The following is a 17676-nucleotide window of genomic DNA, read 5'->3' on the forward strand; positions in this document are numbered from 1 at the left end:
TTGCGCGAGGAGCCGGAGCGCGAGGCGGCGCTGATCACCTTCCTGGTGACCGCCTCCGGACTCACTTTGGGCGGGATCGGGGCCTCGTTCTGGGGCTTGCTGGCCGGTGCGATCACCTTGATCGCCTTGCGGCCGCGCCGACCGCAGCACTGAGACAAGGCACAGGCGCAGCACCATGGACGCTGCGCCTGTGCCGCACGTCACTGCCGCCACGGCATGTGGCTGGCGGTGGTCCTGCAGCTTCAAGCCGCCACGCTTGATGCCGCGAAGACTGCGCGCGTATTCGCCACCGCGTTGCCTCGGGGTGCGCCCGCGCACTGCGCACGATGGCTTAGAGCGGCGGATAACACGTAGCGAGCAGCCGTCAGGTGGGTGCGGACGGCGCGGAGGAACCGGAGTCATGCCGATCCCGAGCACCGGCCGCGCCCGCCTGGTGGCTGCGCAGTCGTTTTGATCGCTGCTCTTATTCCGGATCGCGCAGCTGCAACAACCAGTGCGCGGTCACCCCGCTGGGGCTGGGGAGAGGTTCAAGGTGGAACTGGCGATAGACCGGTGCGCCGTCGCTCACCTGCAACGGCAAGGTGACGTAGGCGGCCCGGCCGTTGCGCAGCGCATCCTGCAACAGTTCCACGTTGGCGCGTGGTGCATCGCTGGCGTACAGCGTCTGCAGGTCACGCCCGATGAGCTCGGCGACGTCGCTGCCACAGACATCGGCAAAGGCGGTGTTGACGAACAGCAGGCGGTGCGCGGCGTTGGCCGTGCCGCGCTCGATGATGGCTACGCCATCGCGCAGGCGTGAGAGCGAGGCTTCCAGCAGGGTGAAGTCCTGCTGGAAGCGCTTGCGCTCCATCAGTTCGATCAGCACGCGCAGGCTGCGGGCCGATTCCAGATGCAGCGGCGACCAGCGCCGCGCACGGCCGCGCACCGTTTGCTGCCACAGATCGAAACTCTTGCGTGGCGACAAGCGCGAGTTGGGAATGTCTTCCAGCTTGGCCAGCTGCGGATTGCCGGCCCATTTGATCTGCTGGATCTGCTCGCGGCGGGTCCATAGCAGGGCGCTGCGCGATTGCGGCATCAGCGGCACGAAGATGAAGCCGGCCGCCAATGGCGCCAGGTCGGCGAGCTCGGGGAAGACCTCGCCGATGGCGTCCACATGCAGCGCGCCGACCGCATCTTCGCGCAGGGCCTCGTGGTGTTCGGACTCGATGTGATCGCGGATGCGCCGCAGCGCCGCCACGTCCGGGGTGGTGCCGTGGCGGCTGATGTCGTTGCCGTGGAAGATCGCCACACCGTCGGCGTCCACCACATCCATCAGGTCCGGGGCCATGTCGTCGAGCAGCGCCACGGTCATGTGCTCGGCATCGTTGAAGTCGGTGATGAGTTTTTCGCGCACGGTGAGTAGCACCGATTCCAGGCGCGCACGGGCCACCGCCTGCAGCGCGCCGATCCGCCCGGCCAAGGTGCGCGCCACCGCATCGGTGACATCGCGCATGGCGTGGTTGGTGAAATGCGGGCTGTAGTGATGGCAGGAGATCAACCCCCACAGCGCATCGTTGACCACGATGGAGGCGACCAGCGTGGCGGTGACGCCCATGTTGGCCAGGTACTCCAGGTGCACCGGCGAGACGCTGCGCAGGCTCACATCGCTCAAATCCACCGGCGTGCCCAACTGCGGGTGCACGGTGGGCTGGATCGGCGACGGCTGGTAGCCGACATCGGCGATCTGGCGAACCCGGTTGCGCAGGTACAGCGCGCGCGCCTGCGCCGGAATGTCGCTGGCGGGGTAATGCAGGCCGAGATAGGCCTCCAGCTCCGGCTTGCGCGCCTCGGCGATGATGTCGCCGTTCCACTCCTCATCGAAGCGGTAGATCATCACGCGGTCGAAGCCGATCAGGCTGCGCAGGCCCTTGGCCACGCGCACCGCGGCCTCGGCGATGCCGGGGTCGCGTTCGACACTGCGCAGCAGCGGCATCGCCTCGCGCAGGGTGACATCGAGCAGGCGTGCATCGCGCGGCTCCATTTCCACCAGCCACTGCTGCGGATACAGATGCCAGGCCGCCACCCAGGCGCTGTCTGGCGGCGTGGTGCGTTGCGGGAACCGCACCTCGGCATGCATCAGGTGCTGCGGCTGGTCATCGACGGCGAACGGCTGTGCTTCGGGCAGCGTCAGCACCTGGGTGTAGGGCATGCCAAGCAGCACGGCCATCGGCACGCCGAGCAGATCGGCGGCGGTGGTGCTGGCCTGCACGATGCGGCCGTCGGCGGGGTCGATCACCAGCAACACGCCGTAGGGCTGGATCAGGCCGGGAATATGGATGGGTTCGCGCGCGCAGACGTCCAGGTCCAACGGGTTGGTTGCAGTGCTCAAGGACGTGCCTCCGCTGCCAGGCAGGTGTGGAAATGGGCAAACATGGCCTGCGCGCCGGCGATGGCGTCAGCACGCGCCGCGGCGCTCTGCAGGCGTTGCTCGAGCACCGCCTGAAAGCGCCGCCAGCCGGCCGGGTCTTCGTCGGCCAGTTCGAAATAGTGCAATGCGTGCGCCAGGCCCGGCTGATGTTTGCGCAGCATGCGTGCGATTACCCGGCCGCCCAGCTGAGAGCCTTCGATGACATACAGCATGCCCCAGCGCACCGCCTCGCTGCTGGCCGGCGGCGGCGGCACGGCGGCATCGACGGGTTGGCCGAGCACGCGCAGATCCTCGCGCAAGGCCGGCACCCGGCGGCGGTACTGCCAGCCGCTGCCCACCAGGGTCACCAGCCAGTCGCTCAGCTGTTCTTCGAAGCCGGCCAGCAGCCGGTGATGCCGGCGCAGCACCTGCGCGTAGGTATCGGCATCGATGTGGCCCTGCCCCAGCGCCTGCATCAGCGGCACCGCCTCAACCCGGGTGTGCGCCTCCTGCGTGGCATGCCGCAGCGCGAGCGCAGCCGAAAGCGGGGCAACCGGGGTGTCAGAACGCATGCGTAGGAAGACAGTCAAAAGCCAAGCTGCTCAGCCTAGCAGGGCATGCGAGCCAGGCAAAAAGCGGGCGCGTCCGCTGCATGAACCGGTTGGTTTCAGCCCTGCGCCAGTGCCGGGCTGCGCCCTGCCCGCTTCCAGGCCATGAACCAGCCCGCGGCCAGCAGCAGGCCGGCCAGCAACCAGGGGGCGCCGGGCAGGTGCAGCGGCGCGCCACTGCCGATGAACCAGGCAAAGACATTGGCGAACAACAGCGGGCCGGCGATGCCGCCCAGGCTGACCAGGCTGGTGAGCGCGCCCTGCACGCGGCCCTGGGCGTCGGCACCGACTTCGCGGGTAATCAAGGCTTGCGCAGCCGGGGCGGCAACCGCCCAGAAGGCACTGATCGGCACGCCCAGCAGAAAGGTGCGGCCGCTGTCGGCCAGGCCGTAGATCACAAAGCCGATCACGCCGCAGCCCAGCCCGAGCAACAGCGCGCGCCGCTCACCCAGCCAGCGCACGATGCGGCCGACCAGCACGGCGTTGACGATGATGCTGCACACCCCGACACCGGCCAGCACCCAGCTCACCTCGCGCGGGCCCCAGTGGTACTGGTAGCTGGCAAACAGCACGAAGATGCTGGGGTAGACGTAATGGGCCAGGTTGGCCAGGAACACCACCGAGGCCAGGCCGAACACCTGCGGGTAGCGGCGCAGCAGCTTCAACGCACCGAACGGATTGGCATGCGACCAGTCCAGCCGCGCGGTGCGGCGCTCCGACGGCAGCGACTCGGGCAGCACGAACCAGCCGTACAGCACGTTCAACAGCGCCAGGCCGGCGGCGAACCAGAACGGCCAGCGCAGGCCGATGCTGCCCAGCCAGCCACCGATCAACGGGCCGGCGACAAAGCCAATGCCGAATGCGGCGCCGAGCATGCCGAACGCGCCGGCGCGCTTGTCGGCCGGGGTGACATCGGCGATGTAGGCATTGGCGGTGGAAAAGCTGGCCGAACACACGCCTGAAATCACCCGCGCCAGCAGCAGCATCGGCAGGGTGTGGGCGAGTGCCATCAGGATGAAATCCAGGCCCAGCCCCAGGCACGACAGCAGGATCACCGGGCGGCGGCCGTAGCGGTCGGACAAAGTGCCCTGCAGCGGCGAGCACACGAACTGGATGGCGGCGAACAGGAACCCGAACCAGCCGATCCAGCCGGCTGCGGCCGCGTAGTCGCCGCCGGTGAATTGCCTGACCAGATCGGGCAGCACCGGGATGATGACGCCGAAGGACAGCACGTCGATCAGCACGGTGATGAAGATGAAGATCAGTGCGGCGCGGCGCCGGCCCGGAGCGGGAGCGGATGCGGAATCAGGAGAGATGGACATCGCGCGGCACGCAGGGGCGAAGCGGCGAGTGTAGCGGTGGAGTGGGTAGTGGGGTCATGGGGATGGGCTGCCGCCTGATACGCCCCGTCCCCTCATCCGCCCCTGCGGTGCACCTTCTCCCGAAGGTAGAAAGGAAGCGCCTGGCCTGTGTCTGGCGCAAGATCAGCGTGATGGAGTTAGAGCCCCTCTCCCGCCGGGAAAGGGGTTGGAGTGAGGGTACGGGGCGAAGCCAGACGTGCACTCAAACTTCACCAGGCTTCGCACGTCCCCTCATCCGCCCTTCGCGCACCTTCTCCCGATGGGAGAAGGGAAGCGCCTGGCCTGTGTCTGGCGCAAGATCAGCGTGATGGAGTTAGAGCGCCTCTCCCGCCGGGAGAGGGGTTGGGGTGAGGGTACGGGGCGAAGCCACAGGTGCACTCAACTTCACCAGGCTTCGCACGTCCCCTCATCCGCCCCTGCGGTGCACCTTCTCCCGATGGGAGAAGGGAGTCGTTGCTGCCTCGTTACTGTCTTGGGAAGCAGCGCGGGTTGTGAGAGTGGCTTAGAACCTGTTCACGATCTTTCCTGATCAGTGCAGACTATGCGGATGCGCCAAAAAACCTATCCGAGCGACATGAGCCGGGAGCAGTTCGAACACGTGCTGCCGATCCTTGAACAAGCGCGTAAGCGCACCAAGCCACGCCGTGTGGATGTGTATGAGGTGTGGTGCGCAGTGTTGTACGTGCTGCGAACCGGTTGCCAATGGCGAGCGCTCCCCAGCGACTTTCCGAAGTGGCGGACCGTGCACTCGTACTTTGCCAAGTGGAGCGAGTGCAACGATGAGGGAGTGAGCCTGCTGGAGCAGGCACTTAAAAAATCAGGTTGGCGTGGCCCGCGCCAGACAGGAGCGCAACGCCTGCACCAGGTTCTTGATCGTGGACGCGCAGAGCGTAAAGAACACGGACACAGCAGGGCAAAAGGGATATGACGCGGGCAAGAAGGTGTCGGGCATCAAGCGGCATGTCGCTGTTGATACTCAGGGATTGCCCCATGCAATCGCGGTGACGACGGCGGAGGTGACCGACCGCAAAGGTGCGCTGCAGGCGTTGGAGCGCTGCCAGTCAAACTTGACGCATGTACGAAGCTTACTGTGCGACAGCGGTTACACCGGAGTACGGTTCGCCGACGGCGTGCGAGAGATTTTAGGCGAGCAGCTCACGGTGCAGATTGCCAAGCGCAGCGAACTGCACACCTTCAAGGTCATGCCCAAGCGATGGATCGTCGAACGTAGTTTTGCTTGGCTGGAGAAGAACCGAAGGCTATGGAAGAACTGCGAGCGCAAACTCAACACCAGCCTGCAGTTCATCCATTTGGCCTTCTTGGCCCTATTACTCAGAAGATCGTGAACAGGTTCTTAGGCAATTCTTGCGGTTATTCCACGCTGATGGTCTGGCCCAGCGTGTGGCTGGCGCCGGGCGCCAGTTCGATCACGTCCGGGCCGGCGTTGGCGGCTTCCAGGCAGACGTAGTCGCGCCAGCCGGTGCCGACGTCGGCCATCTTGCTGGCGGCGTCTTCGCCCGGATTCCAGGCCACCAGCGAGCGGCTGCCTTCGGTGCGGATGTCGATGCGGCGGCCCAGCACCGGGTCGGTCAGGGTGTAGTGGCCGCCGGCGTTGGTGTAGATGCGGTCGCTGCGGCCAGGGTCGCGCGGATCGCGCAGGCTCCAGTCGCCCTGCTGGCGGTGCGCGGTGGCGTAGTTCTCGTACTTGTCGAGATAGTCCAGCCCTTCCAGGCCCTGCACGCTCACCTTGAGCGCGTCGCCGACGCGGAAATAGTTGTGCAGGGCCTGGGTGAAGCGCACCGGCGCCTTGCTGACGTTTTCGGTGACCAGGCGTTGTTCGAGCGTGCGGCCGATGCGCAGGGTCATGTGCAGGCGCAGCGCCAGGTCATCGAAGGTCGGCGGCGTGAGCGTGAGCACTAAAGTGCCGTCGTCTTCGCGGCGGCTCTCGGTGAGCTGCCACGGCACCGTGCGGACAAAGCCGTGCGCCGGCACGTCACCAGTCTGATCCTGGCGACCGAAGTACGGCCAGCACACCGGTGCGCCGCCGCGGATGGGCGTGGGCGGCTGCTTGGCGGTGGGCGACAGCCACATCACGTCCTGCCCGCCCTTGGGCACGAACGACAGCAGCTGGCCGCCGAACAGGCTGATCGCCGCGGTGGAATACGGGGTGTCGATCAGCAGCGAGGGAAAACCGTGGAAGTCGCCTGTGCGCAGGCCGGTGACGTCGGACATGGGGGATGCCTTCTGGACGATGGGAGATTGGACGAATGTGGGATAGGCGGCCGGCAGCGTGAACGCGGTGCCGCGAACGGCGGCGCCGGTGACCGGCGGGGCGGTGCGCAAGGCGGTGAGGATGCGTTGGCCGGCGCGGCCATCGGCCGGCTGCAGGCCCAGGCGGGTCTGCTCGACCTGGATGGCGCGGCGGGTGGCGGTGCCGACCATGCCATCGGCTTCGCCGATCTGGTGGCCGCGGGCCAGCAGCAGTTGCTGCAGTTGCCGGCGTTCGGGCCGGCCCAGGCCGGGATCGTCGGTGGGCCAGGCGGCGACCAGGCCGGAGCCACCGCGCAGGCGATCGGCCAGCAGCGCGATCGAGAGCGCGTAGCTTTCGGCGGCGTTGTAGGCGTAGATCGCGTCGTAGTTGCGAAACACCAGGAACGCGGGACCGGTGGGGCCGGCCGGCAACAACAGGGCGGCGGCGGTCTCGGCCGGCAGCCCGGTCGGGGCGAGCGGCTTGCCATCGGTGCCGAGCAGGCCGGCGGCCTGCCAGGCCTGCAGCGGTTGGCGGCGGGTGCGGCCGGCCTTGTTGGCGTCGAAGCCGGCCGGCAGGCGCACTTCCATGCCCCAGGGGCGGGCGCGTTCCCAGCCGGCCTTGACCAGATAGTTGGCGGTGGAGGCCAGCGCGTCGGGAATGCTGGCGACCAGGTTGCGGCGGCCATCACCATCGCCGTCGACGGCGATGCGCGCATAGGTGGACGGCATGAACTGGGTCTGCCCGAACGCACCGGCCCAGGAGCCGGTCAACCCCTCGGGCGCCAGGTCGCCCTGCTGCAACAAGCCGAGCAGGGCCACGAATTCGTCGCGGAAGAACGGCTGGCGGCGGCCGGCGCACGACAGCGTGGCCAGCGACACCAGCAGCGGGCGCTTGCCGGTGATGCGGCCGTAATCGCTCTCCACGCCCCACACCGCCACGATGGTGGCCGGGTCCACGCCGGTTTGTTCGGACAGGCGGGTGAGCAGCTCGCGGTGGGTCACCAACATGGCCTGGCCATCGCTCACGCGCTGGCTATCGACCAGGCTGGCCAGGTAGTCCCAGATCGGGGTGGTGAATTCCGGTTGCGCGTCCAGCAGCGGCAACACGCTGGGGTCGGCGGCCAGACCGGCGGTGAAGCGCTGGAAGCTGGCGGCATCCACACCCTTGGCGGCGGCCTGGGTCTGCAACCCGGCCAGGCAACGGTCGAATGCGGGGTCGGCCCAGGCGGCGAACGGCACCAGGCCCAGCAGCAGCGGCAACGCACGCCGCAGCGGCGTCATGGGCTCAGGGCCGGCAGAAAAACGAACGGCATGCGATGAAGGCTCCTGTGCGGCGGGTCGAGCCGGGGAGCATAGCCAACCTGACGGCCGGGGCGCGTGCAGGGGGCGCAGGAATCAGGCGGGCGTCTGGCGTATTGCTGGGGCCGTGATGCTGGCTGCGCCGCCGTGATGGTGCGACGGCGCTGGTTTAGCTGCCGTCGCCAGTGATGCCCGACAGCAGCGACAGGGCTGGGGTGGCGCTGGTGGCGCCGGTGGCGTCGCCACTGTGGCGGACGCTGCGTGGCAGGCGCGGGGTGTCGTGACGGGGGCCGAACCAGATCATCGCCGCGGCTACCAGCGTCGGCAGCACGATCGCGAACACCACCAGTGCCAGCAGCAGCCAGTGCCAGAGATTGAAGGTTGCCATGATCCCGTCCCGCCCCGCGGCGCAGTCCGCCGGCGCGGCAAGCTTCCGGGATCGGCTGCGAACGTGGCGTCGACAAACCGGGCGGGATGGCGCCGTTCGTCGGGCGGTTGGGGCTGGCTGGCGCGGCACGTGGGCGCGACTGCCAGAATGACCGGCGACCCGGCAGACCGAGTGGCGCGCCGGCCTTGCACCGTGATCGCCGGTGCGGCGTTGGGCGATGACGTCGGTGCGTCAGCGCGACCTTACCGGGCGTCGAGGTAATACCAGTGGCCGTCCTCGCGCACGAACCGGCTGTGTTCGGTCATGCGTACCGCACTGCCACCGCCGATGCGGTAACGGGCCAGGAACACCACCTCGGCGGTGTCCACGCCGGTGGTGATGGCGCGCTGCACGTTCAAGCCCAGCCAGGTGGTGCGGCCGCCTTCGTCCAGCGCCAGCTCGGCCGGCCGCGTGGACGGATGCCAGCTCGCCAGCAGGTAATCGACGTTGCGGCGGACATAAGCGCTGTAGCGCGCGCGCATCAGCGTTTCCGCATCGGGCGCCGCAGCGCCGGCATGGTACTGGCCGCAGCACTGGGCGTAGCCGGCGGCACGGCCGCAGGGACAGGGATCGGTGGGTGTGGACGGTGACATGGTGGGATTGTGGGGGCTGCGGTTGGGAATTGGGAATTGGGACTTGGGGTGGGAATTGGGGATTGGGAATTGGGAATTGGGAATTGGGGATTGGGGATTGGGGATTAGGGATTAGGGATTGGGCATTGGATGCGGGCTTCTACTTGGTAGTTGACGTGTGCGGGAGCGTGAGTGGGCACTGATACGCACGTTGTAGTGATGCTCCTTGCGCGCGCGTCTTCGGTCACTTCGTACGCGCAAGGTTGCGTAGTGGCGTTCTTGGCAGTAGCTCGTAGCTTTGTGCGTGGCAATCAGCGAGGCTGCGCGCATTACTCTCACGCCTACCTCTCTTCCGCAGGCGGGCTTCAGTAAAACCACCGCTTACGTCTTAATCCGGGCCGCGCTTGCTGCACAGCTGCGCAGGCGCGCAACAACAAAGCGCTGGTCGGCGTGCGCCCCTTGTCGACGGCACCGACGGCGCCGATGCCAACAGCAACGCGCGCTTCGAGATCACTCGCGTGAAGGCCGATGGCTAGCCGCAGCAGGCCAAGGGGCTCAAGGCTGCCCTGGTGCGCGAACACCGCGACTACTGGAACTGCATCGACGACCATTGGGATGAAGACGCAGGCTTGTGCCGAGTACGCCTTGGCCGGCTTAGAGCAGCTATCAAAATGACTGCGCAGCCGTCAGGCGGGCGCGGCCGGTGCTCGGAATCGGCATGTACCCACGTACATTCCGGTTCCTCCGCGCCGTCCGCACCCACCTGACGACTGCTCGCTACGTTTTGTTAGCCGCTCTTACAGCGCGCGTGCGCGCCGCCGCATTCTTGCGGTGGACAGCGGCCTGCGCCGTAATCGCTCCGCGGCAACCTCGCACGGCTTTTTGAACCGCGACGGGGAGTCGCCAGCGTAGATCGCCGAGCACGGGCGTACGCAGCTGCGCGCCTTGCTTGTTGCCACGCAGAACAGCGGCGTTGTTGTCCTTGTGATTGCCGCGACCGGTGCGCGGAGAACATCGCGACACGCATGCGAGCAACTCGGCGTGGAGCGCCGTCAGTGCGGCGGCTATGCTGTCGCCCCCGTCGTGCGGAGCGCCGCCTTGCTGGAACTGGTTCCCACCGAGTTGCCGTGGCTGCTGTGCATCGCCTTCGTGGCCGGGCTGGTGGATGCGGCGGTGGGCGGCGGCGGGTTGATCCAGTTACCGGGGCTGTTTGCCACGCTGCCGCAGCAGGCGCCGTCACTGATCCTGGGCACCAACAAATTCAGTGCGATGTTCGGCACCGGTGCATCGGCGTGGCGCTATGCGCGCAATGTGCGGTTTCCGTGGCGGCCGGTGCTCTACGCCACTGCGGCGGCGTTTACGTTTTCGTTTCTGGGTGCGACGGCGGTGAGCCTGCTGCCCAAGCAGGCGGTGCGGCCGCTGATTCTGGTGTTGCTGATCGCAATGCTGGGCTACACGCTGATCAAGAAGGACTTCGGCGCCCTGCACCGCCCGCGCGCCATCGGCCGCCGCGAGTTGGTCACCGCCTTGGCGATGGGCGCGGCGATCGGCTTCTACGATGGCTTCTTCGGCCCGGGCACGGGCAGCTTTCTGATCTTCCTGTTCATCCGCTTCTTCGGGCTGGATTTTTTGCGCGCCTCGGCTGCGGCCAAGGTGGTGAACCTGGCGACCAACCTAGCGGCACTGTCGTTCTTCCTGCCCACCGGCCAGGTGATGCTGGCGATTGGCGTGCCGATGGCCGCGGCCAACGTGGCCGGCGCGGTGGCCGGCACGCGGTTGGCATTGCGGGGCGGCACGCCGTTGATCCGGCAGTTGTTCCTGGTGCTGGTAGTGGTATTGATCGGGAAGATGGGCTGGGACCTGCTGCACTGAGACGCACGCCGCGGCAGCGTGGCGCCGTTCGCCAATGCGATGCCTAGAACTCCATGCTCAGCGTTGCCGACAGCGTGCGGGGCGCGCCGGGGTAGTTGGTGGTTTGCGTCACCGGTTGTTCGATGTAGAAGCGGTTGCCGAGGTTGCGCAGCAGCAGCGCCAGTTGGTAGCGGCCGCCGAAGCGATACGCCGCCGACGCATCGAAGCGCGTGTACCCGGGGATGAGGTAGCTGTTGGCGAGATCGCCTTCGCGCTCGCCCACATGCACGGCGCCCGCGCCTAGCGTCAGCCCGTACAGCGGGCCGCTGGCGACGTGGTAGGTGCTCCACAGGCTGGCACTGACGCGTGGCACGCCACGCAGGCGGTTGCCGGTGGCGATGACGGTGTCGCGGGTGACCTGCGCGTCCAGATAACCGGCGCCCAGGATCAGGCGCCAGTTCGGGGTGAGTTCGCCGGTGACATCCAGCTCCAGTCCGCGCACGCGCTGCTGGCCGGTGACGAGCACGAAGCCATCGTTGTTCGGGTCGGCGGTGGCGACATTGTCCTTGGTGATCTGGAACGCGGCGACGGTGGCGAGCACGCGGTTGTCGAGCAGCGCACTCTTCATGCCGAGCTCGTACTGGCGGCCGGTTTCCGGCGGCGCGCTGCCACCGGCAAACACGCTGGCGCTGCGTGGGCGAAACGAGGTGGAAGTATTGGCATACAGCGACAACTGCGGTGCGGCCTTCCACACCACGCCCAGGCGCGGCGAGGCGCGCCGGCCGTCTTCGCGCGTACGCGCACCGTTGTCGACAGTGGTCTGTTGCACATCGTCCCAGCGCACGCCGGCCAGCACAGCCCAGCGCTCGCCCAGGCTGATCTGGTCCTGCACGTACAGCGCAGCGTAGCGCGCATCGACGGCGATCTCGCGCGCCGGCACATAGGTGCCCGGCAAGGCGCCCTGCACCGGAGCGCGCACGCTGATGCGCGCCAGTGGCGCACGGGCCTCGTCGGTGTGGCGATGCGCATCGACATATTCGGCACCGGCCAGGACCTGATGGCGCAACGGGCCGGTGTCGAAACGCGCCAGCGCTTCGGTCTGCGAGGTGGTGGCGCGCACCTGCTGGTCCTGGCGCACGGCGCGGCGCTGCAGGAACGCGCGGTCGGCACTGAAGCCGGTGAAGTCGGCCACGTCGCGGCCGCTGTCGCCGTCCTGGTGATTGACGATCTGGCGCAGCGTGAGCCAATCGGTGGCGTCGACTTCGATACGCCCGCGGGCCGTGCGCGAGGTGCCGCGATTGCGCGACCACGGCTCGCCGAAGCTGCGCTGCGACGGGCCACGCACCACTCCGTCGATGGCCACCAGACCACGGTCGCCCGGGCTGGTCTGGCGGGTGTATTCGATATCCAGATCCGCGCGCATGCGCTCATTCGGCCGCCACGCCAGCGACGGCGACACAAATACGCGGTCGCCATCGGCCTGGGCGTCACGGAAACTGCCGGTCTGCTGCGCCGCCGCGCTCAGACGCGCCGACAGCGTGGGGCTCAGCGGCCCGGTGATGCTGGACTGCACGCGGCGCAGGCCGTGCTCGGCCACCTGCACCGAGGCGTTGCCGCCGAACGTATCGTCCGGCCGCAGCGTGACCAGGTTGATCACCCCGCCCGGTTCGCCACGCCCATACAGCACTGCCGCCGGGCCTTTGAGCACTTCCACCTGCGCGACATTGGCCAGATCGCGCACGGTTTCGGTGAAGTTCTGCGCCGGATTGAGCAGGATGCCGTCGACCGCGTACGAAGACGCTTCGAAGCCACGGATCACGAAGGTCTCCGAGCGATTGCCCTGCGTGCCGCCGGGCTGCACGTTGGAGACATTGGCCACCACATCGACCAGCCGGGTGAGCTGCTGCTCGTCGATCACTGAACGCGGTACCACCTGGATGGCCTGCGGAATGCGCTCCACCGGCGTCTGGGTACGGGTGGCGCCAGCGGCTTTTTCGGGCCGATACAGGCCGCGCTTTTCGCTGACCACGATGGCGTCGAGCAGGCTGGCCTCCTGGGCGGCGGCCGGGAATGCGGCCACCAGGGACACGAACAACAGGTGGCGACGCGTAGGGAGTGGGGTCATCGGGCTCTTCTGCTGGGGCGATACGCCGCAGAGCGGACACATCCAGCCATCAATGATAACGATTCTTATCCGCGCGTGTCGGGATGTAGGTGCGCCTGCCGGTGGCGGTTGGCTTGATGGGTACGCTGAGGTCTTCCGCGTGAGGCCTGACGTGCGTGCGTGTCTGCAGCCTTCAGGACAGCCTGCAGGTGTCGCTGCGGGCGTGGCCTGCCTGGAGCGGCGGCGTATCCGTGGGCCGGCTCTCGCTTGAAGCCGGGGCGGCACACGACGTGCGACACAGGCGTGCCATCCAGTCAGCGGGCGTCATTGGCAACGCTGCAACGCCCGCGTGCGCGCGTCCATCCCTGTCGCCGTTGCAGGCGCGGCGCGACTGCAGGTGTGCGGCCGCATCGCGTAGACACCGCGCCCCCGCGACCGCCCCGGTGGCGCGTCGCGGGGCCCGCGCTCAGCGTTTGCTGCGCGCCTTGGGAGCAGAGCCGCGTGTGGACGCAGCGCGGCTCGTGGCGGAAGCCGCCGTCGCGGGCTTGGCCGTGGGCTTGGATTTCGATACCGGTTTGGCCACCTTCTGAGCTGATGCTGGCTTGCTCACGCGTTTCGGCGCCTTGCCCGTGCGCTTGGCCGCAACGGCCGGCGTGGCGTTGGAGGCCTTCGGCACGGCCGCGGCTTTCGCGGTGGTTGTGCGCTTGGCAGCGGGCTTGCCGGAGGACCCAGACCGCGTGCTCGCCGGCTTGGTTGGCTTCGGCGGCGTGACAGGCGTTGCAGCCTGTTTGCGCTGCCCGTTCGACGCGTCCGCCGTGCGCGTGGCTGGCGCGGCCGGCGCTGGTGTTGCAGCTGCAGCCGTGCTGCGCTTGCCAGCGGGCGCAGGCACTGGCGCCGCCATCGATGCGGTGGCCGCCGCGCGTGTGCGCGTGTTGCCGCGCGAGTGTCCGTCCGTGGCTGCATCGCCCTGCGCAGACTCTGCCGTGCTCTCCGCTACGTGCACGCTTGCCGCGTCGCCAGACTCCACAGCGATCACCGGAGCACGTTCTGCGCGCTCGCCTGGTGCCACAGCGCCACCCTGTTCGGCCGGCACCGCCGCTTCTTCCCCACGCGAGCGCTCTGGCAGTTTCAAGCGCTGCGCCTGTTCGTCGTACTCGATCAACAACACGCCGGAATTGTGGCGGCCGCTGATTTCCACGAAGCACGCACCGCCGATGAAGGGCTCCAGCGTCATCACCGACTTCAGCGGCGTGGCCACCACCATCTGGAAGCCGAAATTCTCGAAGATGTTCATCGCCAGCGCGGTGAATTCGTTGTCGGCCTTGTCGAAGGCTTCGTCCAGCACCACGGCGCAATAGCGCGGCAATTCGCCGTCTTCGCCGCCCAGCTGATACCGCAGCGCGGCCGCCAGGCAGGTGGTGGCCAGCTTCTGGCGCTGGCCGCCGGACTTGCCGGCGCCGCTGCGGTAGATCTCCACCTGCGCGCGGCTCTGTGCATCCAGTTCCACGCCGATGAATTCCACATGCAGGCGCACATCCAGTACCTGCTCGCGCCAGCGCCGCGCCTCCGGCTCCTGCGCGCCAAGCCGCGCCACCAGCGTGCGCAAGGTGGCGAACTGCGCTTCGGCCAACGCGCGATCTTCGGTCTGCTGATGCGACAACACGGCGCGTAGCTGCTGCTGGAATTCCTGCACCTCGGCCAGGCGACGGTCGCTCACCTCGATGGTCAGGATGGTGTCGCGATTGAACGGCACCTGCTCCAGGCTGGCGTTGACCTCGTCCATGCGCTGCTTGATGCCCTTGTGGGCTTCGGCGGTGTGGCGCTGCAAGGCAAGCAGATTGTTCTTGCTCTGGGTCTGCAGCAGGTCGAAGAAGCGGTGCTCGTGACGCGGCAAGCCATCGCTTTCCAGCCGGTCCAGCCGCGCGAGGAAATCGTCGGCGCTGGCCAGGCTCACGGTGAAGTCGCCGCTGTCTTCCGGCCACTGCTGGCAATACCGGCGGAAGCATTCGAGCAGCTGCGCGCTGAGCCGGCTGTCGCGGCCCTGGCTTTCGGCCAGTTGCTCGGCCAGCCCACGTTCGACCACACGGAAATGCGCTTCCAGATTGTCCAGCGACAGCGGGGCCAACGCAGCCAGGCGCTCCTGCAAGCCCTGCAACTGCGTGGGTGTAAGCGCAGCGGTGCCGGCACGGCCGGCGCAGGCGGCCTGCTGCTGTTCCAGCCGCACGCGCTCGCGTGCCAGCTGCGCGCGCTCAAGCCGTACGTCTTCATACGTGCGCTTGGCCTGATCGCGCAGCGTGCGCGCGGTGTCGATCGCCTGGCCCAGTGCACGCAGGCCGCTATCGCCTTCGCGCAGCTGTTGCAGTTGTTCGTCGATATCGCTCAGGCGTTGCAGCTTGGGGCCGACGTCGATCTCGTCCCAGTCGCGCTCCACCAGGGTGTGCGCGGCCAGCTGTTTTTCCTGGTCCTGCTCGCGTTGCTTGCGCAGCGCGGCCACGTCGGCGTCGCAACTGGCAATGCGCTGGGCCAGGGCCTGCGCTTCGCGCTCGAAGACCTTGAGCTTGTCGCGGTTGTCGTGACCGAGCAGCCAGCGCTTGCGGTCGTTGACGGCGTGGCGGTCGTCCTTTTCGTAGCGGTCGCCGGGATGCTTGACCTGCCCTTCGCGGGTGATGGCGCGGTCGGCATTGCGCAGCGCTGCGGCGTTGTCCACGCAGGCGTAATCGAAGCGACGGGTGAGCTCGTTGCGCAGCCACTCGGTGAAGGCATGCTCGCGCAGTTGCAGCTTGCCGGGCAGTGCGTTGGGATCGACACGGCGCGAATGCAGCTCGTCATTGCGGCGCACGCGGAAGTACACCAGCCGCGTGCCGATGTGGGTGCGGTTGACCCATTCGCTGACCTGCGCGTAATGCCGCTCGTCCACCAGCAGCGACTGCGCAAAGCCGTGCAGCACGCGCTCGATCGCGCCACGCCAGGCCACCTGGTCCTCGCGCACTTGCAACAGCTCGCCGACAAAAGGCAGCGCCGATTCGGCAATGCCGGTGTCGTCGCACAGCCGCGCGCGCAGCGCCTGCATCGGTGCGGGCATGCTCGACGGCGCTTTCTTCAACACGTCCAGCTCGGCGCGGATCTCGGCAAAGCGGCGCTCGTCGTCGCGGCGTTCGCCCATGCGCTCGGCGATGGCCTCGTCCAGTGCGCTGGCGTGCTGCTTGCCGCCATCGAGCACGCCCTGCGCATGCGCCACCTGGGCGGCGAACCCACTGGCGCCGGCGGCCAAGGCGGTGCCGAGCTGGCGGCAGGCCTGCTCGATCTGCGCACGGCGACGCAGGCGCTCATCGCGCTCGCGTTCCACCCGCACGCGCTCGCGTTCGAGTTCTTCGATCTGCTCACCGCCGGCGGCGCGCTGTTCGCGCTCCAGCCCGGCCAGTTTCTGTTCGTGGTTGTCCAACGACTCACGGCGCTGGCCTTCTTCGCCGGCCAGGCCGCGGTCCTGGCTGTCGACCTCCTGCAGGCGCGCCTCCAGCAAGGCCAGCCGTTGTTGCTCGCGGTAGCTGTCCACGCCCAGCTGCAATTCACGCAAATCGCCAACGCTGCGGCGCAAGGCCATCAGCGCGGCATGGTGCTCGCGCGCCGGGCTGAGCGTCTCCACCTGCCGTCGCGCGGTGACCACTGCATGGTGCGCACCATCGAGCTCGGCGAAGTCTTCGACCAGCCGGTCTGCCGCTTCGAAGGTGCGCGGCTCATCGAGCATGAAGCCACGCAGGAAGGCGTTGAGATCGCCGAGGTTCTTCGCTGACTGGGTCTTGTGCAGCAGCCGCAGTGCCATGTCGTTGCCGATGCCCAACGCATGCCGGAAGCGCTCGGCATAGCCGGCGAACCCGTCGAAATGCGCCACGTCCTCGCCCAGCCGCGCCTTGAGCTTGCGCAGATCCAGATCGAAACCCTCCAGTTCGCTGGCCACATCGAACGCGCGCGGCACCACCATGTAATGCCGGCGCACATCCGCCGCGGCATTGCCGCTGCCGGCGATCCAGAACAGCCGCACCAGGCTCACCGCCTCGCCTTGCGCGTTGCGATACTCCAATACCAACGCCGTCCAGGTCGCGCCCTTGCGCAGGTACTGCGTGGCGATCTCACCGGACGCGCTGTCCTGCTGATCAGCCCAGGCACCGCGCACATACGACACCAGGCTACGGTCGCGCCCACTGCGCTCGGCCTCGCGCGCGGCGGCGTTGAAGTCCACGATGCTCGGCGGCGTCAACAATGCCGACATCGCATCCAGCAACGTCGACTTGCCAGACCCGGACCGCCCCACGAACAGGAAGCCCTTCTCCGCGATCGGCACCTCGGTCAACCCGTTGAACGTCCCCCAGTTGTGCACCTGCAACCGCCGCATACGAAACTGCTGCGCACGCTGCTCAGCCAGCGTCTCGGCAAACAAGGAAGCACCCGGCGACGCCGGCGACAGGTTGGACTGGGAATTCATTGCTCACTCACCAAAAACGGAACGACAGAGACACCAGGGACAGGTCAATACGAACGGTGACGCATTTCTTGTGGTGCGGTGTTGCGTGTTGCGTGTTGCGTGTTGCGTGTTGCGGGACGAGCGTGGCAGAACGACGGATGGGGTGCGTGGACGGCTTCGCGACCAAGGTCGCTCCTACAAGAGCGGGTGCCCTGGGCCGTTGAGGCGACGGCCGTAAGACACGCGGCAGCAGGTTTGTTCTTCGAACGTCTGCACCATCAACACGCTTGGCATGAACCGACCACCACTGCTCCTTCTCGCCCACTGCACCGTCTTTCGTTACTACATCGCTATTTTTC

General features: G+C 67.6%; 11 protein-coding genes, 2 other RNA genes and 1 pseudogene (1 of these 14 cut by a window edge). 5 read left to right on the forward strand and 9 right to left on the reverse strand.

The annotated features are described in order from the left end of the window. Window positions 1–153: the final stretch of a benzoate/H(+) symporter BenE family transporter gene (locus ACCQ01_RS22230; RefSeq protein WP_228434306.1), read on the forward strand. 1032 nt of this gene lie to the left of the window's left edge; only the last 153 of its 1185 coding nucleotides appear in the window; its start codon lies beyond the left edge, outside the window; the stop codon is at window positions 151–153. A 185-nt stretch (window positions 154–338) separates the two neighbouring features. On the opposite strand, the gene ACCQ01_RS22235 is transcribed toward ACCQ01_RS22230, so the two are convergent. The 4 genes from ACCQ01_RS22235 to ACCQ01_RS22250 form a co-directional block, all read right to left on the reverse strand. After that, a non-coding RNA gene (locus tag ACCQ01_RS22235) (sX9 sRNA) lies at window positions 339–408 on the reverse strand. 55 nt (window positions 409–463) lie between these two features. Next, window positions 464–2368: a bacteriophytochrome BphP gene (bphP, locus tag ACCQ01_RS22240; protein ID WP_228434305.1), complete on the reverse strand. Its 1905-nt coding sequence runs from the start codon at window positions 2366–2368 to the stop codon at window positions 464–466. Beyond that, complete coding sequence (locus ACCQ01_RS22245; protein WP_228434304.1) at window positions 2365–2958, reverse strand: biliverdin-producing heme oxygenase; 594 nt, start codon at window positions 2956–2958, stop codon at window positions 2365–2367. The genes bphP and ACCQ01_RS22245 overlap by 4 nt, the downstream gene beginning before the upstream one ends. A 95-nt stretch (window positions 2959–3053) precedes the next feature. Then, window positions 3054–4316, reverse strand: a complete 1263-nt coding sequence (locus ACCQ01_RS22250; protein WP_228434303.1) for a TCR/Tet family MFS transporter — start codon at window positions 4314–4316, stop codon at window positions 3054–3056. A 586-nt stretch (window positions 4317–4902) separates the two neighbouring features. On the opposite strand from ACCQ01_RS22250, the gene ACCQ01_RS22255 reads away from it, so the two are divergent. Further along, window positions 4903–5701, forward strand: a protein-coding gene (locus tag ACCQ01_RS22255) for an IS5 family transposase (protein WP_372358808.1) whose coding sequence is annotated in 2 segments (ribosomal slippage) — window positions 4903–5174 and window positions 5173–5701 — 801 coding nt in all. Because the reading frame shifts where the segments join, the coding sequence is not laid out codon by codon here. Between the two features lie 25 nt (window positions 5702–5726). Here the strand turns inward: ACCQ01_RS22255 and ACCQ01_RS22260 are convergent. From ACCQ01_RS22260 to ACCQ01_RS22270, 3 genes are all read right to left on the reverse strand, one after another. Continuing rightward, window positions 5727–7886, reverse strand: coding sequence for a lytic murein transglycosylase (locus tag ACCQ01_RS22260; RefSeq protein ID WP_228434209.1), 2160 nt, complete (start codon window positions 7884–7886; stop codon window positions 5727–5729). A gap of 187 nt (window positions 7887–8073) precedes the next feature. Beyond that, window positions 8074–8292 (reverse strand): hypothetical protein, encoded by a 219-nt coding sequence (locus ACCQ01_RS22265; protein ID WP_228434208.1) that lies wholly within the window; start codon window positions 8290–8292, stop codon window positions 8074–8076. Between the two features lie 242 nt (window positions 8293–8534). Next, window positions 8535–8924 carry a YchJ family protein gene (locus tag ACCQ01_RS22270; protein ID WP_228434207.1) on the reverse strand — a complete coding sequence of 130 codons (390 nt, stop codon included), beginning with the start codon at window positions 8922–8924 and terminating at the stop codon, window positions 8535–8537. Window positions 8925–9338: 414 nt separating this feature from the next. On the opposite strand from ACCQ01_RS22270, the pseudogene ACCQ01_RS22275 reads away from it, so the two are divergent. From ACCQ01_RS22275 to ACCQ01_RS22285, 3 genes and pseudogenes are all read left to right on the forward strand, one after another. After that, window positions 9339–9526, forward strand: a pseudogene (locus ACCQ01_RS22275) (hypothetical protein); the annotation flags it as partial. A gap of 95 nt (window positions 9527–9621) precedes the next feature. Beyond that, window positions 9622–9696: non-coding RNA, sX9 sRNA (locus tag ACCQ01_RS22280), on the forward strand. 305 nt (window positions 9697–10001) lie between these two features. Further along, the gene (locus ACCQ01_RS22285; RefSeq protein WP_228434206.1) at window positions 10002–10775 is read left to right on the forward strand and encodes a sulfite exporter TauE/SafE family protein; all 774 of its coding nucleotides are present in this window, start codon (window positions 10002–10004) and stop codon (window positions 10773–10775) included. Between the two features lie 43 nt (window positions 10776–10818). Here the strand turns inward: ACCQ01_RS22285 and ACCQ01_RS22290 are convergent, their stop codons facing one another. Beyond that, complete coding sequence (locus ACCQ01_RS22290) at window positions 10819–12879, reverse strand: TonB-dependent siderophore receptor (RefSeq protein WP_228434205.1); 2061 nt, start codon at window positions 12877–12879, stop codon at window positions 10819–10821. Window positions 12880–13324: 445 nt separating this feature from the next. Then, a complete protein-coding gene (locus tag ACCQ01_RS22295; RefSeq protein ID WP_228434204.1) occupies window positions 13325–17338 on the reverse strand; it encodes an SbcC/MukB-like Walker B domain-containing protein in 4014 nt (1337 codons plus the stop codon). Window positions 17339–17676 lie beyond the last annotated feature (338 nt).

This window comes from Xanthomonas sp. NCPPB 4037, from assembly GCF_041475695.2.
GTDB classification, from domain to species: domain Bacteria; phylum Pseudomonadota; class Gammaproteobacteria; order Xanthomonadales; family Xanthomonadaceae; genus Xanthomonas; species Xanthomonas campestris.

Coding starts and splice junctions, on each gene's coding strand:
- ACCQ01_RS22245 (WP_228434304.1), bottom strand. CDS start 2,958: ATGCGTTCTGACACCCCGGTTGCCCCGCTTTCGGCTGCGCTCGCGCTG.
- ACCQ01_RS22250 (WP_228434303.1), bottom strand. CDS start 4,316: ATGTCCATCTCTCCTGATTCCGCATCCGCTCCCGCTCCGGGCCGGCGC.
- ACCQ01_RS22260 (WP_228434209.1), bottom strand. CDS start 7,886: ATGACGCCGCTGCGGCGTGCGTTGCCGCTGCTGCTGGGCCTGGTGCCG.
- ACCQ01_RS22265 (WP_228434208.1), bottom strand. CDS start 8,292: ATGGCAACCTTCAATCTCTGGCACTGGCTGCTGCTGGCACTGGTGGTG.
- ACCQ01_RS22270 (WP_228434207.1), bottom strand. CDS start 8,924: ATGTCACCGTCCACACCCACCGATCCCTGTCCCTGCGGCCGTGCCGCC.
- ACCQ01_RS22290 (WP_228434205.1), bottom strand. CDS start 12,879: ATGACCCCACTCCCTACGCGTCGCCACCTGTTGTTCGTGTCCCTGGTG.
- ACCQ01_RS22295 (WP_228434204.1), bottom strand. CDS start 17,338: ATGAATTCCCAGTCCAACCTGTCGCCGGCGTCGCCGGGTGCTTCCTTG.